Genomic DNA, 24,254 nt, shown 5'->3' with positions numbered 1-24,254 from the left:
TTTGTTGTTCACTCAGTATAGTGTGCTTACCACTTTTTATTCAGCACGCGGTCGATGCTGAATGCGCCCGGACCGGTGATGGCCAGCAGCAGGAAACCGCCTGCGATGGTCAGGTTTTTCATGAACATCAGCGAGTTCACGCCTTCAGCAAAGTTGCTGTGGAACAGGAACGCGGTCAGCAGGGTGAAGCCTGCGGTGAACAGCGCGGTGGTACGTGTCAGGAAACCGAACAGAATCGCCAGACCGCCGCCGAACTCCAGCAGAATGGTTAACGGCAGTAATGCGCCCGGTACGCCCATGGCTTCCATATATTGTTGAGTACCCGCATAACCGGTGATTTTTCCCCAACCTGCAGTGATAAACAGGATTGGCATCAGAATGCGTGCTACCAGTACACCAACATCTTCTAATTTTTTCATTTCTTACTCCAGAAAACCCAAAGGGCGGCGATTTTGTTTTTTGGTGCAATCCTGCGTAGTTACGCGGGGTTGCTGTCGATGGAGAGAATATTAGCGAGGCGCGAAAGGAATTGTTAGCAAGGAAAACTGTAGATCTTCATCAAAGATTCTGAGTGATCGCGATCAGTAAACGCGACGTGAGGAGGGCGACGAGCAGGGATGAACACCGTCGTCACCGGCTGGAGTGGTGACCAAGAGCAGCACCAGTCACGAGGCGTTGACGCCCCGGAACAAGGAAAACAGGGATGATGGACGTGTGGTGGGCAGAGCGTTTAGAAGGATGATGTCTGGCGCAGCAGGCGTTTTGCCATGCGCCATGCGCTCCAGAGACCGAAGCCGCGTTTAGTCCAGCGCAGTAAGAAGCGCGGGTGGCGAACGGACCATACTGCCATGATACCGCTGCCGACCATTGCCCAGGAGCGAAGGTGCTGGAGGGTCTGCCAGCCGCGGTCGAACGGGGCGGTCGCTTCGAGCCAGTCGCGACGGCTGGCGATTAAATCCAGCCGCTGCTGTTGGATCTGGCGCAAAAGCAGCGTTTTCTGCTGCTCGCGTTGCTGTTTGCTGCTCATAGGCGTTCGTCCTCCAGCAGAGCGCGGTCTTCAGCCAGCTCTTTGCGCGTCAAGCGCAGGAAAGTCGAACGGCGGGCTTTACGCAGCGTCCAGATACCGCCGATTAACGAGCTGAGGAGCAGCACAGCGGTGGTCGCAATCATCACGTACAGCCGATACTGGGGATCGATGGCCCAGATAATCAGAACCAGCAGGCTCATCAGGCCAAAGGCGGCAAACAGCAGCGTCAGCCCCAGCATCAAAAATAGCTGGAAGAGGTTCGCCTTCTCTTCCTCCAGCTCCACGACCACCAGGCGCAGGCGCGTTTCCACCATTTCAACCAGCAGCGTAATGATCCGCTGGCCGATCCCGAAAACGCTCTTGCCCGGCCCCTGCGTGTGTTGAGAATCCGCCATAATTAACGACGCGTCAGCAGGACACCCAGCACCAGCCCGACGGCTGCGCCAATACCTACACCGGTCCACGGATTTTCGCGGACGTACTCGTCGGCGCGGGCGGCAGTTTCACGCGTTTGTCTGACGATGGCATCGCTGGTTTCACCCAGCCGGACGCGGCTCTCTTTCAGTGCGCTCTCTGCTTTGCTACGCAGTTTGCCAATTTCTTCTTTTGACTTATCCGTGGAGGAGTTAAGCACTTCTTCCAGGGTATCAGCCAGAGTCTTCAGTTCTGCACGCAGATCGTCTGCAACGTTGTCTTTAGGCATCTTTCTCTCCTGTAGAGTGGGTCCATGTAAAGTGTGGCTTATCAGTAATCACGCGACTCAAGCGTTTTCAGCTCGTGCTGCGCTTCATCAAGCTTGCGTTGGCGCTTGCTGATTTTATCGGCATCGCCTTTCTGCTCAGCTTCCTTCAAATCGCGCTGACGTTCGGTAATTTCCTCGCGTTGTTTCGCGATTTTTTGCTGATGTTCGGCTTTGAGCTTACCGTCGCTGCAGTTCGCTCTGACTTCACGAAGCGCTTTGTTCAAACCATCAATCCGGTTCTGGTTGTGATGTTTTTCGGCATAGCTAATCTCCCGCTGGATATCCTGCTCTTTTTCCTGACAGGGGGAGATGGCAAAGGCGCTGGAGCTCAGCGAAGTCAAAACCAGAATCAAAGCGATGCGGTATTTCATGGATGCTACCTTCCATTGTGTGAGGGCATACCCGGGAGATATGCCCGATCCAGTCGATAAACGTCAGCCCGGTGGCTCCCGCAGTCTTAAGCATAGTCAGGAAAACGGGAAACCACCAAACTGCGTGAAAATATTCAGAATTTTGGCTACTTATCCCAATCTGTGTGGGGTATCGCGCAGACGGGAGAGCCATGCTGTCGGGGTATTCTCTTCCTCCAGCAAAGCAATAATATAACCATGCGGCAGGGCGCGGCCCAGCACTTCTTTCGCGGCGATACCCTGGGCGCTGGAATCAAATTTGATCAGCAGGCCGTCTTTTTGCGGGGTGATACTTTTAAAACGAATGCCGTTTGCGTCGAGATGATGCCAGACGGAAAAACCGTCGGGCATGCCAACGCCCTGAGAGACAGGATGAATAGTCAGGGTTGATTCCTGTTGCTGCACCGCCAGCCATAGCCAGAACAGCGCGCACAAAAAAACAGAACCGCCCAGCAGCCAGCTAATCCGGCGTCGGGAGAGGCTTTTTATGGCCATTATCAGCTCCGGCTTCTGTATTTTTTCTTCCACAGGACAACTAACGAGCCGATTAAGCCAAACACCAGCAGCACAACCGGCAGCAGCATCAGGCAGGACATCAGCTGATCCTCATATTTGAGGAATACCGGGGTCTTACCCAGCAGGTAACCGAGGGTGGTCAGAATCAGAACCCACAGCAGGCCGCTCATCCAGTTAAAGAACTGGAAGCGGGCATTGTTCAGACCCGAAAGTCCGGCAATGGTTGGCAGCAGCGTACGAACGAAGGCAATAAAGCGGCCCATCAACAAGGCGGAGAGCCCGTGCTTATGAAACAGGTGGTGTGCGCGCTGGTGGTAGTGGGAGGGCAAATGTGAAAGCCAGTTTTGCACAATCCGCGTATTACCGAGCCAGCGGCCCTGAATGTAGCTGAGCCAACAACCCAGGCTGGCTGCCGTCGTCAGCAGAAGCAGGGTTTCCGGAAAACCCATTGCACCTTTGGCTATCAGAACGCCGACCAGCACCAGCAGGCTGTCGCCGGGTAAAAAGGCGGCGGGAAGCAGGCCGTTTTCAAGGAACAAAATCATAAATAAGACAAAATAAAGCATGCCAATCATGGAGGGATTCGCGAGGGTCTCGTAATCCTGGCTCCATAAAGCATTCAACAATTGGGTTAATAGTTCCATTCACGATTCCTGGTACATCGGTTAACGGTATGTCTGAACGCAGTGTGTATTGCGACATAGATTCTTATGAGATTATGGTCGCTGTTGGTGCGTTCTGAACGGTTCCCTGTTAAAAGTGAAATCAATGCAAGCCCACTTCAGAACGTCAAAATGCATCTAATTGTAACAAAAGCACTGAGTTTACGTCAGAAAAATTGCAGTCAGTTGCTCGTTGATTTTGCTGATTGCAGTGGCGGGTGGCGAGTCTCTTTACACAGGCTGACACTATATATGTTTGCTTACCCAGGCGGGTTTGCGGGCAGGCGCTGATAGCCTGCCTGAAAGGAAGATAACCGCTTATTTTGCGCCGTTGGCGGCGGTATCGAGATGAACGACCGGATTTTCTGCAAACAGATAGCGGTCGGCATTGAATTCAAAATCGTCGCTGGTCTCGTTGAATAACATCAGCTTAGTGTTCTCCAGATGCTGCCACATGGCCAGTTTTGCCGCGTGCGGATCTTTGCGAATCAGTGCCTTCAGAATTTGGTCATGATCGTCACACCAGTTATCCACGGTACGCAGGTCGATATGGTCATGGAGCTTTTTCCAGTACGGGTTATGCACGCGCTGGGTCCACATTTTTTCAACAATAGCGGCTAATGCCGTATTTTGCGTCGCCAGGGCTACCTGGACGTGAAACTGGAGATCCCATTCCGAATCGCGGAAGCATTTCTCTTTACGCGCCTTCTCCTGGATCTCCATCAGCTTCATGATGTCCTGCTTGGTCACCTGGGTGGCGGCGAACTCGGCAATATTGCTTTCAATCAGCTGACGCGCCTGCAGCAGTTCAAAGGGACCGTAGCTGGCGAACTCCAGCGTTTCATCAACCACCTGCTGATGCTTCGGATGGTTGGAGATGACGTGGATGCCAGAGCCCTTACGCACCTCCACATAGCCTTCCACTTCCAGCATAATAATGGCTTCGCGAACCACGGTGCGGCTGACGCTCTTTTCATCGGCGATAAACCGCTCTGCAGGCAGCTTATCGCCCACAAGGTAAACACCTTGTTCAATACGCGCCTTCAGCTCGGCAGCAAGCTGCTGATACAAACGACGCGGTTCTGTGATTTCCATATTCGCTCCCGGAAGATGGCGACAATATTGGATTTGTTATACCACTTTTACGCGCATCTCACCACCGTCAGACATGAAAAAGCCGCCTTCGATAAGGCGGCTTTGTAAACAGATCTAACCGTATCAGGACTAGCTTTGCGTCACCGGCTTAGTCGTTTTGAGCGGCGGGGTGTCGTCATCGGCAGACTTGTTCTTCAGTACGGTCCAGATGACAAGGGCGCCCAGCAGATCGAAGACCGCCAGCACGGCGAACAGCGGGCTGAAACCGATGGTATCCGCCAGAGCGCCGACCACCAGGGCGAACATGGTACTCGCCATCCAGGCTGCCATACCGGTCAGGCCGTTTGCCGTAGCCACTTCGTTACGGCCAAATACGTCGGAAGAGAGCGTAATCAGCGCACCGGACAGTGCCTGGTGAGCAAAGCCGCCGACGCACAGCAGGGCGATAGCCACAAACGGGCTGGTAAACAGGCCGATCATCCCCGGGCCAATCATCAGCAGTGCGCCCATGGTCACGACCATTTTACGCGAAACAATCAGGTTAACCCCGAACCAGCGCTGGAACAGCGGCGGCAGATAGCCCCCGATGATGCAACCCAGGTCAGCAAACAGCATCGGCATCCACGCAAACATCGCGATTTCTTTCAGGTTAAAGCCATAGACTTTAAACATGAACAGCGGGATCCAGGCATTGAAGGTCCCCCATGCTGGCTCGGCAAGAAAACGCGGCAGCGCGATGCCCCAGAACTGACGGTTGCGCAGAATCTGCCACGGAGACATTTTCTTGCTGTTGTTGGTCTGGTGATGCGATTCCTGGCCGCCGATGATGTAGTCGCGTTCTTCGGTGGTTAATTTTTTCTGGTCACGAGGGTGTTTATAGAAGACCAGCCACGCCATTGCCCAGATAAAGCTCAAGACACCGGAGATAATGAACGCCATCTGCCAGCTGTGCATCACAATTGCCCAGACGACCAGCGGCGGGGCGATCATCGCGCCGATTGAAGAGCCCACGTTGAAGTAACCCACGGCAATAGAACGTTCTTTTGCCGGGAACCATTCGGAGCTGGCCTTCAGGCCTGCCGGGATCATCGCCGCTTCCGCCGCGCCGACCGCGCCACGAGCCAGCGCTAATCCACCCCAGCTGCCCGCCAGCGCCGTTGAACCACAGAAAACGGCCCAGGCGATCGCGAAGAAGGCATAACCGATCTTCGTCCCCAGCACGTCAAGGACATAGCCTGCCACTGGCTGCATGACGGTATAAGCAGCTGAATAGGCTGCGATGATATAGGAATACTGTTGGGTGGAGATGTGTAACTCTTCCATCAGAGTCGGCGCAGCCGCAGCCACAGTGTTACGCGTCAGGTAACCCAGCACGGTGCCCATTGTCACCAGTGCGATCATGTACCAACGTAACCCTTTAATTTTACGCATGTAAAACCTCATCGTTTGTTATATCTCCGCAGCGAGTGCGGCCATCTTCAAACCCTGCACAGGGATTGAGAAGGAGAAACGGAGGGCTCAGGAGGGAAAACCCATATGGCCCGAACCTTGCCATCAATGTGTGTTGCTTAATTCGGTATCCGTACCGGTCAATGCGATGTAATGAATCATCGCGAATACATTCCAACGGTTTATATGTTGCGACGGCAGAAAGATAACTTGTCATACAACTTTAAAAGTTGAGTACTGTCACAAAAGTGGGAAAGTTTATGGGGGTATTATTTCTCGCGAGCAAAGCCAGTGCTGGCGCGGCTTGCACGAGGGTTTACTCCAGAAAGGGTACTTTTTTTGTCAGCGTTTATTGATCTAACTCACGAAAAAGATTTCGGCCTGTAGAAATTGGTGTGATAACTTTGTCAGCATGATAGTCAATCATCTGAAAGGCTCCTCGATGGGGCGAAGAGGAAATGAAAATGACAGCGTTTATGACCGAAGATTTTCTGCTTGATACCGAGTTTGCCCGCCGTTTGTACCACGACTACGCCAAAGACCAGCCGATTTTCGACTATCACTGCCACCTTCCGCCGCAGCAGATTGCCGAAAATTATCGCTTTAAAAACCTGTATGACATCTGGCTGAAAGGTGACCATTACAAATGGCGCGCGATGCGCACCAATGGCGTGGCTGAACGCCTGTGTACCGGCGATGCCTCGGACCGCGAGAAGTTTGACGCATGGGCGGCTACCGTACCGCATACGATCGGCAATCCGCTCTATCACTGGACGCATCTGGAGCTGCGCCGCCCGTTTGGGATTACGGGTAAGCTGCTGTCTCCGTCCACCGCGGATGAAATCTGGAATCAGTGTAACGATCTGCTGGCCCAGGATCGCTTCTCCGCTCGCGGTATCATGACGCAGATGAAGGTGAAAATGGTCGGCACCACCGACGATCCGATTGATTCGCTGGAACACCATGCGGCGGTGGCGAAAGACGCGACTTTCACGACCAAAGTGCTGCCAAGCTGGCGTCCGGATAAAGCGTTTAACATTGAGCAGGCGACGTTTAACGACTATATGGCGAAGCTCGGCGAAGTCTCGGATACCGACATCCGTCGCTTTGCCGATCTGCAGGCTGCGCTGGTCAAGCGCCTGGATCACTTCGCCGCGCACGGCTGTAAAGTCTCCGACCATGCGCTGGATGTCGTGCTGTTTGCCGAATCCAGCGAAGCAGAACTTGATACTATCCTGGCGCGTCGTCTGGCCGGCTCGACCCTGAGCGAACACGAAGTGGCGCAGTTCAAAACCGCGGTACTGGTGTTCCTCGGCGCAGAGTATGCCCGTCGTGGTTGGGTCCAGCAGTATCACATTGGCGCGCTGCGTAACAATAACCAGCGTCAGTTCAAGCTGTTAGGGCCGGATGTTGGCTTTGATTCCATCAACGATCGCCCGATGGCCGAAGAGCTGTCCCGTCTGCTGAGCAAGCAGAATGAAGAAAACCTGCTGCCGAAAACCATTCTTTACTGCCTGAATCCGCGCGATAACGAAGTGCTGGGCACAATGATCGGTAACTTCCAGGGCGAAGGGATGCCGGGCAAGATGCAGTTCGGTTCCGGCTGGTGGTTTAACGATCAGAAAGACGGCATGGAGCGTCAGATGACCCAGTTGGCTCAGCTTGGTTTGCTCAGCCGTTTCGTCGGCATGCTGACCGACAGCCGCAGCTTCTTGTCCTACACCCGCCATGAGTATTTCCGTCGCATCCTGTGCCAGATGATCGGTCGCTGGGTTGCCGCGGGTGAAGCGCCGGCGGATATTCAGCTGCTGGGCGAGATGGTGAAAAATATCTGCTTTAACAATGCGCGTGATTACTTCGCGATTGAACTGAATTAAGACCAGAGGTCGGTTGCTATGCAATACATTAAAATCCATTCGCAGGATAACGTTGCTGTCGCGTTAGCAGATATGGCGGCGGGTACCCAGGTCACCATTGATGATGATGCGGTCACCTTAAGCCAGGACGTTGTTCGTGGTCATAAGTTCGCACTACGCGCGATTGCGAAGGGAGAAAACGTCATCAAGTATGGTCTGCCCATTGGCCACGCGCTGGCGGATATTGCGCCAGGGGAACATATTCATGCCCATAATACGCGTACCAACCTGAGCGACCTTGACGAGTATCGCTATCAACTGGAACTTGCCGAGCCATCGGCGCAGCCGGCCGACCGCGACGTGCAGCTTTATCGTCGTGCGAACGGGGAGGTCGGGGTGCGTAATGAACTGTGGATCCTGCCGACCGTCGGCTGTGTCAATGGTATCGCCCGTCAGATTCAGAACCGGTTTTTGAAAGAGACCAACGAAGCGGAAGGCACCGATGGCGTCTTTCTCTTCAGTCACACTTATGGCTGTTCGCAGCTGGGTGATGATCACATCAATACCCGCACCATGTTGCAAAACATGGTGCGTCACCCGAACGCCGGGGCGGTGCTGGTGATTGGCCTGGGCTGTGAGAACAACCAGGTCGACGCGTTCCGTGAAACCCTCGGTGAGTTCGATCCTCAGCGCGTACACTTTATGATCTGCCAGAAGCAGGACGATGAGGTGGAAGCGGGACTTGAGCATCTGCATCAGCTTTATGAGGTGATGCGTCACGACAAACGTGAGCCAGGCAAACTGAGCGAGCTGAAGTTTGGCCTCGAGTGCGGCGGATCGGACGGCCTTTCGGGGATTACCGCCAACCCGATGCTGGGTCGTTTCTCGGATTACCTGATCGCCAACGGTGGCACCACCGTGCTGACGGAAGTGCCGGAAATGTTCGGCGCTGAGCAGCTGCTGATGAGCCACTGCCGCGATGAAAAGACCTTCGACAAGCTGGTGACCATGGTGAATGACTTTAAACAGTACTTCATTGCGCATAACCAGCCGATTTACGAGAATCCGTCGCCGGGCAACAAAGCGGGCGGGATCACGACGCTGGAAGATAAATCGCTGGGCTGCACGCAGAAAGCGGGCTCCAGCGAGGTAGTGGACGTCCTGCGCTATGGCGAACGTTTAAAAGTGCATGGTCTCAATCTGCTGAGCGCACCGGGCAACGATGCGGTGGCAACCAGCGCGCTGGCCGGTGCGGGCTGTCATATGGTGTTGTTCAGCACCGGTCGCGGCACGCCGTACGGCGGTTTTGTGCCGACGGTCAAAATCTCCACCAACAGCGAACTGGCGGCGAAAAAGAAACACTGGATCGATTTTGACGCCGGTCAACTGATTCACGGTAAAGCGATGCCTCAGCTGCTGGAAGAGTTTGTCGATACCCTCGTTGATATCATCAATGGCAAACCGACCTGCAATGAGCGCAATGATTTCCGTGAACTGGCGATCTTCAAAAGCGGCGTCACGTTGTAATGATTCCTCATCCTGGCTCATCACAACCCCGGGCGGATCGACCGCCTGATCGGTGTGCGAGAATGATGGAGCTTTTGTCGCGTGGATAAAAAACGGCGCACTCGGGGAGAGGGCGCCGTTTGTTTTTAACTGTTTTGACAAGGATCTTTCATGACTGCGTATTGGCTTGCCCAGGGCGTAGGTGTCATCGCCTTTCTGATTGGAATCACCACCTTTATCAATCGCGATGAGCGGCGCTTTAAACAGCAGCTGGCGCTGTACAGCGGCATTATCGGCCTGCATTTTATTCTGATGGGAGCGCTGCCTGCGGGCATGAGCGCCGGGATTAACGCCGTGCGCACGCTGATTTCGCTGCGTACCCGCAATCTGTGGATCATGGTGATATTTATTGCCCTGACGCTGATTCTCGGCCTCGGAAAACTCCAGCATGCGATGGAATTGTTGCCGGTGGCAGGGACCGTCGCCAGCACCTGGGCCCTGTTTCGCTGTAAAGGGCTGACCATCCGCTGCGTGATGTGGTGTTCTACGGCGTGCTGGGTCACGCATAACTTTTGGCTGGGGTCGATTGGTGGCACGCTGATTGAAGGCAGCTTCCTGATCGTCAATGGCCTGAATATTATTCGTTTCTGGCGCATGCAAAAACGCGGTATCGATCCGTTTAAAAGAGAAGAGGCGGAGCTGAAAGAGAACCCCTCCGCATAATAGCGGAGGGGAAGGTCGGGATTAATCGCGCAGCGCGTTTTTCGCCAGCTGCTCGTCTTCCGCCATACAGGCGGCGGCGGTAAATAGCACGTCGGTGGAGGAGTTCAACGCCGTCTCACAGGAGTCCTGCAGCACGCCGATGATAAAGCCGACGGCAACCACTTGCATGGCGATATCATTGGGGATACCGAACATATTGCAGGCCAGCGGGATCAGCAGCAGGGAGCCGCCCGCCACGCCGGAAGCACCGCAGGCGCACAGCGACGCCACGACGCTCAACAGCAGCGCGGTAGGCAGATCCACCGGAATGCCCAGGGTATTTACGGCAGCCAGCGTCAGCACCGTAATGGTGATGGCGGCCCCGGCCATGTTGATGGTGGCGCCCAGCGGGATCGACACCGAATAGGTATCGCGATCGAGATTCAGCTTTTCACTCAGCGCCATATTTACCGGAATATTGGCGGCGGAGCTGCGGGTAAAGAAGGCATACACGCCGCTTTCGCGCAGGCAGGTCAGCACCAGCGGATAGGGGTTGCGGCGGATTTTCCAGAACACCAGCAGCGGGTTAATCACCAGCGCTACCAGCAGCATACAGCCCACCAGCACCATCAGCAGCTGCGCGTAGCCCCACAGGGTTTCAAAACCGGTGGTCGCCAGGGTGGAGGAGACCAGGCCGAAAATACCCAGCGGCGCAAACCGAATGACCAGTTTCACGATAAAGGTCACCGCATGAGAGACATCGTTGATCAGGTTTTTTGTCGTCTCATTACCGTGACGCAGCGCAAAGCCCAGACCCACGGCCCACACCAGAATCCCGATATAGTTGGCATTGAGCAGGGCGTCAACAGGGTTTGAAACCATGCTCATCAGCAGCCCGCGCAGCACTTCGACAATCCCCGATGGCGGCGTAATATCGCCGGCCGCGGAGCTCAGGTGCAGCGTGGAAGGGAAGACAAAGCTGAACACCACGGCGGTTAATGCGGCGCTGAACGTCCCCAGCAGATACAGGAACAGAATCGGACGGATGCTGGTTTTTTGCCCCTGCTGGTGGTTAGCGATGGAGGCCATCACCAGCATCAGCACCAGCACCGGCGCTACGGCTTTCAGCGCGCCGACGAACAGCGTACCGAGCAGGCCAACGGCGATCGCCGCCGGTTTCGAAACCAGCGCCAGCAGCACGCCAAGCACCAGACCGATTAAAATTTGTTTGACCAGGCTGCCCTGAGCCAGGCGCTGTAGCAGGCCCGATGGGGGAGTTTGTGTCGTCATAATGATTCCTTGTTGTGATGTTGCTACCCGTCCCATGTACGTATTATTTGTTACGTTTATGTCCGGATGTAAATAAATGTTTGCCTGGTCGAGTATACGGAAAGTGCGCCATGTAGGAAGGGTAAAATGCTGCTTATTTAGCTGAGATCTTATTTTTTAACTATGTCTTAACGTTTTTGTGACATGGTGAGAAATAATACGCGGCGGGCGTTGCTGACCGGGTGAAAGTGGCTTCCACCCGGTTATTTAAGGCTTAGTGCTGTAATTTCTTCTTGTCGTGTTGCTTATTGACCCAGGCGTTAATCAGCAGCGTCAGCGCCAGAATACCGCCAACCACGCCGAGCGAGGCGCCAATCGGGATATGGTAGAAGTCGACGATCAGCATCTTGATACCGATAAAGACCAGAATGATCGACAGACCATATTTCAGCATGGAGAAGCGCTCCGCGACGCCGGCCAGCAGGAAGTACATGGCGCGCAGGCCGAGAATCGCGAACAGGTTCGACGTCAGCACGATAAACGGATCGGTGGTTACGGCGAAGATTGCCGGGATACTATCGACCGCAAAAATCACGTCGCTCAGTTCGACCAGGATCAGCACCAACAGCAGCGGCGTGGCGAACAGAACGCCGTTTTGCCGTGTAAAGAAGCGCTCGCCTTCAATCTTATCGGTCATCCGCAGGTGGCTGCGGATCCAGCGTACCAGCGGTTTGTCGCCGATGCCGGAGTCATCCTCTTTCGCCAGCGCCATCTTCACGCCGGTAAACAGCAGGAAAGCACCGAAGAGATAGAGCAGCCACTCGAACTGGGAGATCAGCCAGCTTCCGGTAAAGATCATCACCGTACGCAGCACGATCGCACCCAGTACGCCGTAAACCAGTACCCGGCGCTGCAGCGCAGGCGGGACGGAGAAGTAGCTGAATAGCATCAGCCAGACAAAGACATTGTCCACGGCCAGCGCTTTTTCAATCAGATAGCCGGTGAGGAAAGCCAGCGCCTGCGGATCGGCAACGGCACGGCCTTCGGTTTGTGCCAGGTACCACCAGAAAACGGCGTTAAAGAGAAGGGAGAGCGTTACCCAGAGAATTGACCAACCCGCGGCCTGTTTCATAGTCATGCCATGCGCACCACGCCGTCCCTGAAGAAGCAGATCGATGGCTAGCATGATCACCACGACCACGGCGAATCCGCCCCATAACAACGGTGTGCCGACAGTATTCATTACTTAATTCCTTACATAAAAACAAAACGGCTGACGTCGGAAGACGGCAGCCGCTGCGTGTTTATGCATAGACCTCGCCTTCCGGCAAGGTCTCACTTACAACAATAAAAGAACCGCGCGATGACGGAAGGACCTTTTATTATTGCCCGGCGACCGGATGCGGTTTTGCACGCATCGTAATGACGATCCACCGGCAAGGAAGTTACTCCCCTTTGCAGGTAACAAAATATGACAAGTCATAAAGGGCGTCAATGGTTGCTGACGGCCTCTTTACACTCTTTTACGCCACCTGCGGGCCATCGGCCGGGAATACGACGCCGGTCTGACGACGAATTTCGCTCAGCAGTCTGGCCGTAATACGGCTGACTTCCAGCCCCGGGTGAACAACCTGGTTGTTCTCCACCAGATGCGCAAACTCCTCCGCCTCATACAGCATAGTATTGATATGCTGCGGTTGCGTCAGATCCTGAGCCTTCCCACCGCGTGGGATGAAAGAGAGCTTCTGGCACTCGGAGATTTTTTCGATAACCAGCGCGCCGGCTTCACCCTGAATTTCGCTTGGCAGCGTAGAGTCGCTCACTTTGGAGTGGTGCAGGGTGACGTCAAAATCGGCGTAGTTCAGGATCACGGTACCCTGGGCATCAACGCCGCTGTCCAGCAGGCTGGCGCTGGCGTGAACCGCGCGCGGTTCGCCCCACAGCGCCACCGCCGAGGCCAGACAATAGAAGCCGATATCCATAATCGAGCCGTTCGAGAAGGCCGGGTTAAAGGTGTTCGGGTTCTCACCGTCGAGATAGCGCTGATAGCGGGAGGAGTACTGGCAGTAGTTGATAAACGCTTTATGCAGTTTGCCTACCTTGCCGAGCGACTGCTGCAGCAGCAGAAAATTTGGCAGGCTGGCGGTTTTGAAGGCTTCGAACAGCACCACCTGATTTTCGCGAGCGATACGAATAGCGTCTTCGACTTCCCGCAGGTTTGAGGCCAGCGGTTTTTCGCAAATCACGTGCTTTTTATGGCTCAGGAACAGCTGCGTTTGCGGGAAGTGCAGGGAGTTCGGGCTGGCAATGTAAACCGCATCGATGGCATCGCTTTGCGCCAGATCGTCCAGCGACGTAAACAGCTGGTCGACGGGATAATCGCTCGCAAAGGCCTGCGCTTGTTCAAGGCTGCGAGAGTAAATTGCGGTGAGTTTATACTTGCCAGTTTCATGGGCGGCATCGACAAACTGTTTTGTTATCCAGTTTGTGCCAACAACAGCGAAACGTATCATAAACGTTGACGAACTCCGTTAAAGGGGACCTGTGGTCACTCTAACATGCCATCATGACAAAACCAGTGCGCGACTACGCAGAACGATTTAACGAAAGATGCGTTAGCCACAGACGGGTATCGAACTCCAGCTGGTGGTACTGCGGCTCCATATAGCAACAGAGTTGATAGAAGGCTTTGTTATGCTCCTTCTCCTTAAGGTGCGCCAGCTCATGCACCACAATCATGCGTAAAAACGCCTCAGGCGCTTCGCGGAACACCGTGGCCACCCTGATTTCGGCTTTTGCTTTCAGCTTACCGCCCTGGACCCGCGAAATCGCGGTATGCAGGCCGAGCGCATTATTCAAGACGTGGATCTTATTGTCGTACATCACCTTGTTGACCGGCGCCGCGCCGCGTAAATAGCGGGTTTTCAGATCCTGCGTGTACTGATACAGCGCCTTATCGTTATTGACGTCGTGGCCTTCCGGATAGCGCTTTTGCAAAACCGCCCCCAGGCGCTGCTCGGCAATCAATGTGCGCACCTGGGAAAGCAAATTCTCCGGATAGCCCTGCAGGTAAGTGAGTTGACTCATGACAGCTCCAGATAAAAGATCTTCACATCCTCCTTCAGGCTGCATCGGCGCATCTTGAATGATTTTGTGTATAAAAAGGGTATACTCACGCACCCTTTCAGGGATAACGCCGAAATTTTACCACTCAGGAGGGCCGATGAGCCACTTAGACAACGGTTTCCGTTCACTGACACTAAAACGTTTTCCGGAAACGGATGACGTTAACCCGCTGCTGGCGTGGGAAGCGGCGGATGAATATCTGCTGCAGCAGTTGGATGACACGGAGATTAACGGCCCGGTCCTGATTTTCAACGATACCTTTGGCGCACTGAGCTGCGCGCTGGCGGAGCATACGCCGTTTAGCATCGGTGACTCTTACCTCACCGAGCTCGCGACGCGTGAGAATTTACGCCATAACGATATCGCGGAATCCAGCGTCAAGTTTCTCGACAGCACCGCAGAGTATCCGTCGGCGCCAGGCGTTGTCCTGATTAAAGTTCCGAAAACGCTGGCGTTGCTCGAGCAGCAGCTGCGCGCGCTACGCCAGGTCGTGACGCCGCAAACCCGTATTATTGCCGGCGCAAAGGCACGTGATATCCATACTTCCACACTGGAATTGTTCGAGAAAGTGCTGGGGCCGACCACCACCACCCTGGCCTGGAAGAAAGCCCGCCTGATCAACTGTACGTTCAGCGAACCGACGCTTGCCGATGCGCCGCAGACGCTGAGCTGGAAGCTGGAAGGGACCGACTGGACCATTCACAACCACGCGAATGTATTCTCCCGCACCGGGCTGGATATTGGCGCGCGTTTCTTTATCGAACACTTGCCGTCGGATCTTGAAGGCGAGATTGTCGATCTGGGCTGTGGCAACGGGGTGATTGGCCTGACGCTGCTGGAGAAGAACCCGCAGGCTAACGTGGTGTTCGTCGATGAGTCGCCGATGGCCGTCGCCTCCAGTCGTCTGAACGTGGAAACCAACATGCCCGAGGCGTTGGATCGCTGCGAGTTTATGATTAACAACGCGCTGTCCGGCGTTGAGCCTTTCCGCTTCAACGCCGTGTTGTGCAACCCGCCGTTCCACCAGAAACACGCGTTAACCGATAATATCGCCTGGGAGATGTTTCACCACGCGCGCCGCTGCCTGAAGATCAACGGTGAGCTGTACATTGTGGCCAACCGCCATCTGGATTATTTCCACAAGCTGAAGAAAATTTTCGGTAACTGCGCCACCGTCGCCACCAACAATAAATTTGTGGTGTTGAAAGCGGTGAAGGTACGTAAGCTGCGCTAATCGCAGACTGCCAGGACACCCCGGCTGGCGGCCATCGCCTTAGCCGGGCTACTCATATCATGTAGCCCGAACACGTAGCCCGGGCAAGCGCAGCGCCCCCGTTAAATCTCCAGCGCCAGTTTCGTACCCTGAGCGATGGCGCGGCGAGCATCCAGCTCCATCGCGACATCGCACCCGCCAATCTGATGCACGACTTTCCCTGCCGCGCGTAGCGGATCCGCCAGCTCGCGCTTCGGCTCCTGACCGGCGCAGATAATCACCTGATCAACATGCAATATCTGGCTCTCGCCGCCGATCGTGACATGTAATCCCTCATCGTCGATCTTCTGATAGCTGACTCCCGGGATCATTTTGACGCCGCGGGCCAGCAGGGTAGCCCGGTGGATCCAGCCGGTGGTTTTTCCTAACCCATCGCCGGGTTTGCTGGCCTTGCGCTGGAGCATCACGATGCGCCGCGGGCTTTTCTCCAGCTGCGGTCCTTCCGGACGCAGTCCGCCCGCGCTCTGCAGTGTCGTATCAATACCCCATTCCCTGCAGAACGCGTCGATGTTCTGGCTGGTGGCAACGCCAGGCTGGCTCAGGTACATCGCGGTATCAAAGCCGATCCCGCCGCAGCCGATAATCGCGACGCGCTGACCCACCGGCGCCTTGTCGCGCAGTACGTCGAGGTAGCTCATCACCTTCGGATGGGTAATTCCGGCGATCGCCGGCATGCGCGGGGCGATCCCGGTGGCGAGGATCGTTTCGTCAAATTCCAGCAAACGATCCGCCGTGACCAGCTGGCCCAGCTGCAGATTGACGCCATGCAGATCCAGCATGCGCCGGTAGTAGCGCAGCGTTTCGTAAAACTCCTCTTTGCCGGGGATCTGTTTGGCGATATTAAACTGCCCGCCAATCTCCTGCTGCGCATCAAACAGGGTGACAGAGTGGCCGCGCGCGGCGGCATTGACGGCAAAGGCCAGGCCGGCGGGGCCGGCTCCCACAACGGCCAGGCGCTTTGGCGCGGCAGCAGGCATAACCGGCATCAGGGTTTCGTGGCAGGCTCGCGGATTGACCAGACAAGAGGTCACTTTACCGGCGAAGATCTGATCCAGGCAGGCCTGGTTACAGCCGATACAGGTATTGATCTCATCGGCGCGCCCGCTTTGGGCTTTGGAAAGGAACTCGCCGTCGGCCAGAAACGGGCGCGCCATTGACACCATATCGGCGTCGCCGCGGGCGAGGATCGCATCCGCGACATCAGGATCGTTGATGCGGTTAGTGGTGACCAGGGGGATCGACACCGCGCCTTTCAGCTTCCGGGTGACCCAACTGAAGGCGCCGCGCGGTACCGGCGTCGCAATGGTTGGAATACGCGCTTCGTGCCAGCCGATACCGGTGTTGATGATGGTTGCGCCTGCCGCCTCGATGGCCTGTGCCAGCTTAATTACTTCCGGCAGCGTACTGCCGTCGTTGACCAGGTCGAGCATCGACAGGCGGTAGATAATAATAAAGTCATGGCCAGCCCGTTCGCGTACCGCACGCACCACTTCTACGGCAAAGCGCATGCGGCGGGCGTAATCGCCGCCCCACGGGTCATCACGCTGGTTGGTACGCGCGGCGAGGAATTCGTTAATCAAATAACCTTCAGAGCCCATCACTTCGACACCGTCGTAGCCGGCCTCCCGGGCCAGCTGCGCGCAGCGGGCAAAATCATCGATCAGCTGCAGGATCTCATCATGGCTGAGCGCGTGCGGAGCAAAGCGGTTAATCGGCGCCTGCAGTGCTGACGGGGCCACCGGCCGCGGCTGATAGCTGTAGCGGCCGGTATGCAAAATTTGCAGGGCGATTTTGCCGCCTTCCCGGTGGACCGCATCGGTAATGTACCGATGCTGCGCCAGATGGCGGGCATCGTCGAGCACCGCGCCGCCCGCCATTGTGACGCCGGACGCCGTCGGCGCAATCCCGCCGGTGACAATCAGCGCCACGCCGTGACGCGCGCGTTCGGCGTAAAAAGCCGCCAGCCGTTGCGCGCCGTCGGCATGTTCTTCCAACCCGGTGTGCATGGAACCCATCAGCACGCGGTTTTTCAGCTGGGTGAACCCCAGGTCGAGCGGGGCGAATAACGACGGGTAGTGGCTCATAATGGCTTCCAGTCTCTTATATGTAACACTATTGTTATGTGGTCGGATGAGTTACTAATTTAGCCGTCGTCAGCGAAAAGTGAAAAAGGGCGTGCGGTGATTGTGATGGGATTCAAATAACGGTGACGGGGAGTTCCCCTCCTCGAAGGGAAGAGGGGTTTTTGTGCCAGCGGCAGACGCTCGCTGGAGGTCAGGGCGCCGGAACGACAGGTGGGCGCCGCTCAAGGCCTGGCGCCTGCCACATCGAGGTGGTCAGACCGCTGTCGACCAGCCCCAGCTGGTCGGCATAGACCGATTGCCATTTCTCCATCATCCCCTGGTACAGTTCGCGATGTGCCGGATTGGGGGTAAACACCCGATGCCAGCTCACCAGCTTCTCACCTGTGCCGGCCATATCGCTGTACAAGCCGGCGCCGGTTCCGGCGGCGATCGCGCAGCCCAGCGCCGTGGCTTCGCGCACCGCCGGGACCCGCACCGGCAGGCCGGTGACATCGCTGAGGATCTGGCTCCATAATGCCCCTTTCGATCCGCCTCCGGCAAACACCAGGCTGTCGAACGTCACGCCGGAAAAGCGGGAGATTTGCGCCAGGTTACAGGCAGAGACAATCGCCGCGTTCTCCTCCAGCGCGCGGAACAGAGTGGCTTTATTGCATTTCTCCGGGTCGATGGAGAGGTTAATAAACGACGGCGCGGCGTGATACCACTGCTTGAAATGCATGGCATCGGAGAAGATCGGCATCACGCCGTGGGAACCTGGCGGTACGCGGCTGGCCATCTCTTCGAGCAGAGCATAGGCATCCACTCCCAGGCGTTCGGCAACCAGCTTCTCTTCGGCGCAAAAAGCATCGCGGAACCAGCGCATGGTCAGGCCGGTGAAGAAGCTGATCGATTCGGCCTGCGCCATGCCGGGAATGACGTGCGGGTTGATACGAATATTCATCTGCGGATCGGTACGGACCTCCGGCAGATTCACCACCTGTTGCCAGAAGGTGCCCCCCAGCACCGCGCTTTGGCCGGCGCGTACCACCCCCAGACCCAGGCAGCCGAGCTGGACATCGCCACCGCCCATGATCACCGGCGTGCCGGCACGTAGCCCGCACTGCCGTGCTGCCGTCTCGGTCACCGCACCGAGCGGAGTGCCGGTCTCTTTAACCGGCGAGAGCAGATCCGCACGCAGCCCGGCCATATCGAGCAGCGCCGGGCGCCAGTCGCGGCTGAACAGGTCGAGCATCCCGGTGGTACCGGCATTGGAGGGGTCGACGGCCAGTTCACCGGAGAGTTTTGCCGCCAGCCAGTCGCTAATCATGGTGATGGTGGCAGCCTGACGGTAAATATCCGGGCGATGGTGGGCCAGCCACAGCAGCCGCGGCATGGCGCTGAGTGCCAGCGTCTGGCCTGAGACATCATAGACTTCCGATTCAAAATGATAATCATGGATCTCTTTAAGCTCCGCGACTTCGCGGCTGGCGCGGGCATCGACGTTGGCGCAGGCCCAGATAGCCTCGCCGTTGCGGTCGTAAAGCACAATCCCTTCGCGCATGGAACAGCAGGCGACGGACTGAATATCGGCCGCCTGAAGGTGCGCGTTTGCCAGCGCCTGGCGGATACACTGGCAGGCCAGCAGCCAGTTGGTGGTGAGGTCAAACTCCATCGAGCCGGGAACATTTTCCACGCTCAGGTGCTTCCATTCCGCCTGACCGACCGCGACCTGGTGGCCGCTGAGATCGAAAATCACCGCCCGAATACTGCCGGTCCCGGCATCTAACGCTAACAGGTAACTCATGACATGCGCCTCGCGGTTGTTGCGCGGCGCAGGGCCATCAGGAGGCCAGCGTGAGCACCGCGCGTGCTGTTGTCTCTTCCGTTACCAGGCCATTGATGCGTTTGCCCGTCAGGGCGGCATAAATCGCCTGCGCTTTTTCCGTTCCACCGGCAACGCCGACAATGGTCGGCAGCTGCGCCAGCTCGTCGAGGGTGACGCCGAGTAATTCCCGGTGAATCTCCAGATCCTCAACCCGCCTGCCGTCGGCCTGCAGGAAATAACCTAAAATGTCGCCCACCGCGCCTTTACGCGCATACATCAACTGTTCGCCTTCGCTGATGTAACCGGAGCGCAGGATGGTTGCGTCGCGGCGCTGGTCGATGGCGCCGATCCCCACGACCGCCGCATCCGCCGCGGTGGCCGCCAGAATCACATCCCGGACGCTCGACTCCCGACGCAGAATTTCAGCCACATCGGCCGAAGAGACCCGCAGCGGCGCCGGAATGATGCTGACGCGACAGGCGGCGTCCAGTTGGCCGATACCGGTCATATAGGGGCCCACGCCGCCGGAAAGCGTCACCAGCCGCACCTGCTGCGAACTGATAAACCCGCTCAGGTGCTGCAGACAGCTCATGGTGGCTTCGCCAAACCCCACCGCCAGCAGCTGTCCTGGTTCCAGCACCCCCATCAGCGATTGCGCCGCGCCGATCCCCAGCCGCGTATTCATCGGTGGCGTATTGAGCGCCGGCAGCACGCGGGCAATCTTCAGGTCAAAACGCTGTTGCAGCTCGGTTTCCAGCGCCAGACACCCTTCATAGCGGGAGTTGATCTGCACGCGGATCACCCCGGACTGGCGACCTTTCTCCAGCAGGCGGGAGATCTTTAACCGCGGCAGCCCCAGGCGCTCGCCAATATCGTTCTGCGTCAATCCATCGTGGTAGTAACACCAGGCGACCCGCGCCACCAGCTCCTCTTCGGCTAACGCCAGGCCTGCGTAGCGGTTCTCTTCCGTAATGCGTTTTTCGCTCATAAAGTGAACTCTTATAAAAATTTAGATCATATGTTCGCTATTGCGCGGTCGGAAAGTGTGAGCCGTCCGGCAAAACCGATCTTTCATTGTTTGCAGGTTTTTTCCAACGATCTAAAGCATGAAACTGTGATCTTTGCACGGTTGTAAATATAGTTCACCGTCTACGCTTTTGAACATTATTAAATTAAAAAATCATTTGTTCATACGAGGCGCGATGATGAAGCCACTGCTTGAAGCCCGTCAGATTCGCAAACAGTTCTCCGGCATCGCCGTGTTGAAGGGCATTGATTTCACGCTCTTTTCCGGCCAGGTGCATGCGCTGATGGGCGGTAATGGCGCGGGAAAATCGACGCTGATGAAGATTATCGCCGGGGTGGAAACGCCCGACGACGGTGAACTCACTCTTGGCGGCCGCGCTTTTGCGCGTCTCAACCCGGCTCTGGCTCATCAACTGGGCGTTTACCTTGTTCCCCAGGAACCGCTGCTGTTTCCTAACCTGACGGTACGGGAAAATATTCTCTTTCGCCTGCCGAAACGCGCCGATAACGACGCGCGTTTACAGGAGACGCTGCGGCAACTGAACTGTCAGCTCAATCTGGAGGCGGTGGCCGGGACGCTGGAAGTGGCGGATCAGCAGATGGTGGAGATCCTGCGCGGTCTGATGCGCGATGCGCAGATCCTGATCCTCGATGAACCCACCGCCTCGTTAACCCCCGGGGAGACGGATCGGCTGTTTCGTCAGATCCGCGCTCTGCAGGATCTCGGCGTCGGTATCGTGTTTATCTCGCATAAGCTGCCGGAGATCCGTCAGATCGCCAGCCATATCTCGGTCATGCGCGACGGGGCGGTGGTGCTGAGCGGCGACACGGCGAGCTACAGCGACGCGCAGCTAATCAATGCCATGACCCCCGCTCTTCGTGGACACGATCTCAGCGATACCCAGAAGCTATGGTTGGCGCTGCCGGGGAATCGCCGTACCCAGCCGCAGGATTTCCCGGTGCTACGGGTGGACGATCTGACCGGAGAAGGTTTTATCGATCTCAGTCTGGAGATCCATGCCGGAGAGATCGTTGGTCTCGCCGGGCTGGTGGGATCCGGGCGCACCGAATTTGCCGAGACGCTCTATGGTCTGCGCCCGCCGCGAGCTGGCCGGATATGGCTGGAAAACCGCGATATCAGTCGCGACAGCACGCGCGCGCGGCTCGCCAGCGGGCTGGTGTATCTGCCGGAAGATCGGCAGGTCTCCGGGCTGTTTCTCGATGCTCCGGTGCGCTGGAACACGGTGATGTTTAACCAGCCGTCGTGGTGGCAGCAGCGCCAGCGCGAAGCGGCGGTAGTGGAGCGCTACCATCGGGCGCTGGGCATCAAACTCAATCACAGCGATCAGACCGTGCGCACGCTCTCCGGCGGCAATCAGCAAAAGGTGCTGCTGGCTCGCTGTCTGGAAGCCAATCCGCTGCTGCTGATTGTCGATGAACCGACGCGCGGCGTGGATGTTTCCGCCCGCGCCGACATCTATCAACTGCTGAAAAGCGTCGCCGCGCAAAACGTGGCGGTGCTGATGATATCAAGCGATCTGGATGAGTTTGTCGGGCTGGCCGACCGGGTGGTGGTTATGCACCAGGGCCGGCAGAGCGGGGAACTGCTCCGGCAGGCGGTCACCGTCGATCGCATGATGACCCTGGCCTTTGGAGGGCAGTCATGAAAACGTTACTCAGAAACCGCGAGCTGAGCGCGTTGCTGGCGATTCTGGCGCTGTTTGCGCTGCTGATTGCGCTCAACCCCGCCTGGTTCAACCTGCAAATTCTGGCGATGATTTTTGCCAGTTCGCAAATCCTCTGTCTGCTGGCGCTGGGGGCGACGCTGGTCATGCTGACCCGCAATATTGACGTCTCCGTCGGCTCGACCGTCGGCCTGAGCGCGATTGCGGTCGGCGCCGCGCTCAACGGCGGCTATGGTCTGACGGCGGCGATTGTCTTTGCGCTGGCGATTGGCGCACTGGCGGGGGCCTTTAACGGCCTGCTGGTGGTTGGCCTACGCATTCCGGCGATTGTTGCGACGCTCGGCACCCTGGGGTTGTATCGCGGAATGATGCTGCTGTGGACCGGAGGCAAGTGGATAGAGGGGCTGCCCGATAGCCTGAAGTCGCTTTCTGAACCGTTCTTTATCGGCGTATCGCCGCTGGGCTGGCTGGTGCTGGCGCTACTGCTGAGCGGGACCTGGCTGCTGGCTCGCACCGCCTTTGGTCGCGATTTTTACGCCGTGGGCGATAACCTGGCCGCCGCGCGTCAGCTGGGCGTCGCGGTCAACCGCACGCGGATGCTGGCCTTTACGCTCAACGGCATGCTGGCAGCCTGCGCCGGGATCGTCTTTGCCGCGCAGATTGGCTTTGTCCCCAACCAGACCGGTAGCGGGCTGGAGATGAAAGCCATCGCCGCCTGCGTACTGGGCGGGATCTCGCTGCTCGGCGGGACAGGAACCCTCGTCGGCGCTTTTCTCGGCGCCTTTTTCCTCACTCAAATCGACACCGTACTGGTGCTGCTGCGGCTGCCGGCATGGTGGAACGACTTTATTGCCGGCCTCGTTCTGCTGGGCGTACTGGTACTCGACGGGCGGCTGCGTCAGGCGCTGGCGCGGCATCAGCGGGCGCTGAAGTACAGCCGTTTTCAGCCCGGCAATAAAGGGGGAAAGCACGTCACCCCGTTCGAAAAACGTAAAAACAAAGAGGTGGCGTAGATGAAACTCAACTGGGAAAGCGCGCTGCTGGCATTACTGGTGCTGGAGATTCTGCTGTTTGGGGCGATCAATCCGCGGATGCTGGATATCAACATGCTGCTGTTTAGCACCAGCGACTTTATCTGTATTGGCATCGTCGCACTGCCGCTGACTCTGGTGATCATCAGCGGCGGTATTGATATTTCCCTCGGTTCCACCATTGGCCTGTGCGCCATCGCGCTGGGGGTGATGATGCAGGCGGGTTGGCCGCTGGCGCTGGCGATCCCGCTCACCCTTGCCATTGGGCTACTGTGCGGCCTGGTGAATGCCGCGTTGATTCACTACACCGGCATCAGCCCGCTGGTGATTACTCTCGGCACGCTGTATCTCTACGGCGGCGGGGCGCTGCTGCTTTCGGGAATGGCCGGGGCGACGGGCTATGAAGGGATTGGCGGCTTTCCCGATAGCTTTACGGCTTTTGCCAACCTGACGCTATTGGGCCTACCGCTGCCGCTGGTGATGTTTGCCATCATCACCTTTTTCTTCTGGCTGCTGACCCATCGCGGGCGTTTTGGCCGCCACCTCTTTTTACTTGGACAAAACCCCAGAGCAGCACGCTATGCCGCACTGTCGGTCAACGGTATGCCCTACGTACTGTATGGCCTGGTGGGCGTGGCCTCGGCAATTGCCGCCTTGATTCTGGTCTCCTATTTCGGTTCGGCGCGTTCGGATTTAGGCCGCGACCTGCTGATGCCGGCGCTGACCGCTGCCGTGCTCGGTGGAGCGAATATCTATGGCGGGTCGGGTTCGATACTCGGTACGGCGCTGGCGGCGCTGCTGGTGGGGTATCTGCAACAGGGTTTACAGATGGTCGGCATCCCCAACCAGGTGTCGAGCGCGTTGTCAGGGGCACTGTTGGTGGTGGTGGTGATGGGGCGTTCGCTGAGCCTGCACCGCGAATGGCTACGCACGGCCTGGCGGCGTCTTTCTCGCGTATAGACATCATTCATTTTGCCAGAAGGCGGCAAGT

23 protein-coding genes are annotated in these 24,254 nt (G+C 57.0%); 7 read left to right on the top strand and 16 right to left on the bottom strand.

Annotated elements, in window-relative coordinates; genetic code table 11:
• Nucleotides 1–26: 26 nt before the first annotated feature.
• The 9 genes from MC50_RS05225 to MC50_RS05185 form a co-directional block, all read right to left on the bottom strand.
• Nucleotides 27–419 (bottom strand): DoxX family protein, encoded by a 393-nt coding sequence (locus MC50_RS05225; RefSeq protein ID WP_004867955.1) that lies wholly within the window; start codon nucleotides 417–419, stop codon nucleotides 27–29.
• A 311-nt stretch (nucleotides 420–730) separates the two neighbouring features.
• The gene (locus MC50_RS05220) at nucleotides 731–1,027 is read right to left on the bottom strand and encodes a YqjK-like family protein (protein ID WP_032690622.1); all 297 of its coding nucleotides are present in this window, start codon (nucleotides 1,025–1,027) and stop codon (nucleotides 731–733) included.
• Nucleotides 1,024–1,422, bottom strand: a complete 399-nt coding sequence (locus MC50_RS05215) for a phage holin family protein (RefSeq protein ID WP_004867949.1) — start codon at nucleotides 1,420–1,422, stop codon at nucleotides 1,024–1,026. The genes MC50_RS05220 and MC50_RS05215 overlap by 4 nt, the downstream gene beginning before the upstream one ends.
• A 2-nt stretch (nucleotides 1,423–1,424) precedes the next feature.
• Nucleotides 1,425–1,730 carry a DUF883 family protein gene (locus tag MC50_RS05210; protein WP_004867946.1) on the bottom strand — a complete coding sequence of 102 codons (306 nt, stop codon included), beginning with the start codon at nucleotides 1,728–1,730 and terminating at the stop codon, nucleotides 1,425–1,427.
• Nucleotides 1,731–1,771: 41 nt separating this feature from the next.
• Nucleotides 1,772–2,140: a DUF1090 domain-containing protein gene (locus MC50_RS05205; protein WP_032690623.1), complete on the bottom strand. Its 369-nt coding sequence runs from the start codon at nucleotides 2,138–2,140 to the stop codon at nucleotides 1,772–1,774.
• A gap of 150 nt (nucleotides 2,141–2,290) precedes the next feature.
• Nucleotides 2,291–2,674: an EnvZ/OmpR regulon moderator MzrA gene (gene mzrA / locus MC50_RS05200; protein WP_032690624.1), complete on the bottom strand. Its 384-nt coding sequence runs from the start codon at nucleotides 2,672–2,674 to the stop codon at nucleotides 2,291–2,293.
• Nucleotides 2,675–2,676: 2 nt separating this feature from the next.
• On the bottom strand, nucleotides 2,677–3,339 hold the full coding sequence (gene yqjA / locus MC50_RS05195; protein ID WP_032690625.1) for a DedA family general envelope maintenance protein YqjA: 663 nt from the start codon (nucleotides 3,337–3,339) through the stop codon (nucleotides 2,677–2,679).
• Between the two features lie 336 nt (nucleotides 3,340–3,675).
• A complete protein-coding gene (gene exuR, locus MC50_RS05190; protein ID WP_032690626.1) occupies nucleotides 3,676–4,452 on the bottom strand; it encodes a transcriptional regulator ExuR in 777 nt (258 codons plus the stop codon).
• A gap of 129 nt (nucleotides 4,453–4,581) precedes the next feature.
• The gene (locus MC50_RS05185) at nucleotides 4,582–5,883 is read right to left on the bottom strand and encodes an MFS transporter (RefSeq protein ID WP_032690627.1); all 1,302 of its coding nucleotides are present in this window, start codon (nucleotides 5,881–5,883) and stop codon (nucleotides 4,582–4,584) included.
• Between the two features lie 482 nt (nucleotides 5,884–6,365).
• Here MC50_RS05185 and uxaC point away from each other — a divergent pair, with 482 nt between their 5' ends.
• From uxaC to MC50_RS05170, 3 genes are all read left to right on the top strand, one after another.
• On the top strand, nucleotides 6,366–7,778 hold the full coding sequence (gene uxaC / locus MC50_RS05180; protein WP_046853427.1) for a glucuronate isomerase: 1,413 nt from the start codon (nucleotides 6,366–6,368) through the stop codon (nucleotides 7,776–7,778).
• Between the two features lie 18 nt (nucleotides 7,779–7,796).
• Entirely contained in the window at nucleotides 7,797–9,284 is a 1,488-nt protein-coding gene (locus MC50_RS05175; protein ID WP_047663521.1) for a UxaA family hydrolase, read from the top strand.
• Nucleotides 9,285–9,434: 150 nt separating this feature from the next.
• Nucleotides 9,435–9,986 carry a YgjV family protein gene (locus MC50_RS05170; protein ID WP_047663520.1) on the top strand — a complete coding sequence of 184 codons (552 nt, stop codon included), beginning with the start codon at nucleotides 9,435–9,437 and terminating at the stop codon, nucleotides 9,984–9,986.
• A 21-nt stretch (nucleotides 9,987–10,007) separates the two neighbouring features.
• On the opposite strand, the gene sstT is transcribed toward MC50_RS05170, so the two are convergent.
• From sstT to MC50_RS05150, 4 genes are all read right to left on the bottom strand, one after another.
• Nucleotides 10,008–11,255: a serine/threonine transporter SstT gene (sstT, locus tag MC50_RS05165; protein ID WP_032697468.1), complete on the bottom strand. Its 1,248-nt coding sequence runs from the start codon at nucleotides 11,253–11,255 to the stop codon at nucleotides 10,008–10,010.
• Nucleotides 11,256–11,508: 253 nt separating this feature from the next.
• Entirely contained in the window at nucleotides 11,509–12,477 is a 969-nt protein-coding gene (locus MC50_RS05160; RefSeq protein ID WP_032690632.1) for a TerC family protein, read from the bottom strand.
• Between the two features lie 280 nt (nucleotides 12,478–12,757).
• Nucleotides 12,758–13,747 carry a Gfo/Idh/MocA family protein gene (locus tag MC50_RS05155; RefSeq protein ID WP_032690633.1) on the bottom strand — a complete coding sequence of 330 codons (990 nt, stop codon included), beginning with the start codon at nucleotides 13,745–13,747 and terminating at the stop codon, nucleotides 12,758–12,760.
• A 73-nt stretch (nucleotides 13,748–13,820) separates the two neighbouring features.
• Nucleotides 13,821–14,321 (bottom strand): M48 metallopeptidase family protein, encoded by a 501-nt coding sequence (locus MC50_RS05150; RefSeq protein WP_047663519.1) that lies wholly within the window; start codon nucleotides 14,319–14,321, stop codon nucleotides 13,821–13,823.
• Between the two features lie 136 nt (nucleotides 14,322–14,457).
• On the opposite strand from MC50_RS05150, the gene rlmG reads away from it, so the two are divergent.
• Nucleotides 14,458–15,594, top strand: coding sequence for a 23S rRNA (guanine(1835)-N(2))-methyltransferase RlmG (gene rlmG / locus MC50_RS05145; protein ID WP_032698750.1), 1,137 nt, complete (start codon nucleotides 14,458–14,460; stop codon nucleotides 15,592–15,594).
• A 101-nt stretch (nucleotides 15,595–15,695) separates the two neighbouring features.
• On the opposite strand, the gene MC50_RS05140 is transcribed toward rlmG, so the two are convergent.
• From MC50_RS05140 to lsrR, 3 genes are all read right to left on the bottom strand, one after another.
• Nucleotides 15,696–17,717, bottom strand: coding sequence for an NADPH-dependent 2,4-dienoyl-CoA reductase (locus MC50_RS05140; protein ID WP_047663518.1), 2,022 nt, complete (start codon nucleotides 17,715–17,717; stop codon nucleotides 15,696–15,698).
• A 190-nt stretch (nucleotides 17,718–17,907) separates the two neighbouring features.
• Entirely contained in the window at nucleotides 17,908–19,500 is a 1,593-nt protein-coding gene (lsrK, locus tag MC50_RS05135; RefSeq protein ID WP_032697471.1) for an autoinducer-2 kinase, read from the bottom strand.
• 37 nt (nucleotides 19,501–19,537) lie between these two features.
• Complete coding sequence (gene lsrR / locus MC50_RS05130) at nucleotides 19,538–20,509, bottom strand: transcriptional regulator LsrR (protein ID WP_032690639.1); 972 nt, start codon at nucleotides 20,507–20,509, stop codon at nucleotides 19,538–19,540.
• Nucleotides 20,510–20,726: 217 nt separating this feature from the next.
• Here lsrR and lsrA point away from each other — a divergent pair, with 217 nt between their 5' ends.
• From lsrA to lsrD, 3 genes are read left to right on the top strand one after another with little or no spacing between them, the layout of a single operon-like run.
• Nucleotides 20,727–22,214, top strand: coding sequence for an autoinducer 2 ABC transporter ATP-binding protein LsrA (lsrA, locus tag MC50_RS05125; RefSeq protein WP_032690640.1), 1,488 nt, complete (start codon nucleotides 20,727–20,729; stop codon nucleotides 22,212–22,214).
• Nucleotides 22,211–23,245, top strand: a complete 1,035-nt coding sequence (lsrC, locus tag MC50_RS05120) for an autoinducer 2 ABC transporter permease LsrC (protein ID WP_004867893.1) — start codon at nucleotides 22,211–22,213, stop codon at nucleotides 23,243–23,245. Before lsrA ends, lsrC begins: the two co-directional genes overlap by 4 nt.
• Complete coding sequence (gene lsrD, locus MC50_RS05115; RefSeq protein WP_032697474.1) at nucleotides 23,246–24,223, top strand: autoinducer 2 ABC transporter permease LsrD; 978 nt, start codon at nucleotides 23,246–23,248, stop codon at nucleotides 24,221–24,223.
• Nucleotides 24,224–24,254 lie beyond the last annotated feature (31 nt).

The sequence above is a fragment of the Klebsiella planticola genome (genome assembly GCF_000783935.2).
Lineage (GTDB): Bacteria > Pseudomonadota > Gammaproteobacteria > Enterobacterales > Enterobacteriaceae > Klebsiella > Klebsiella planticola.
Note: the sequence above shows the minus strand (reverse complement) of the source record. Positions and strands in the feature narration are given on the sequence as shown.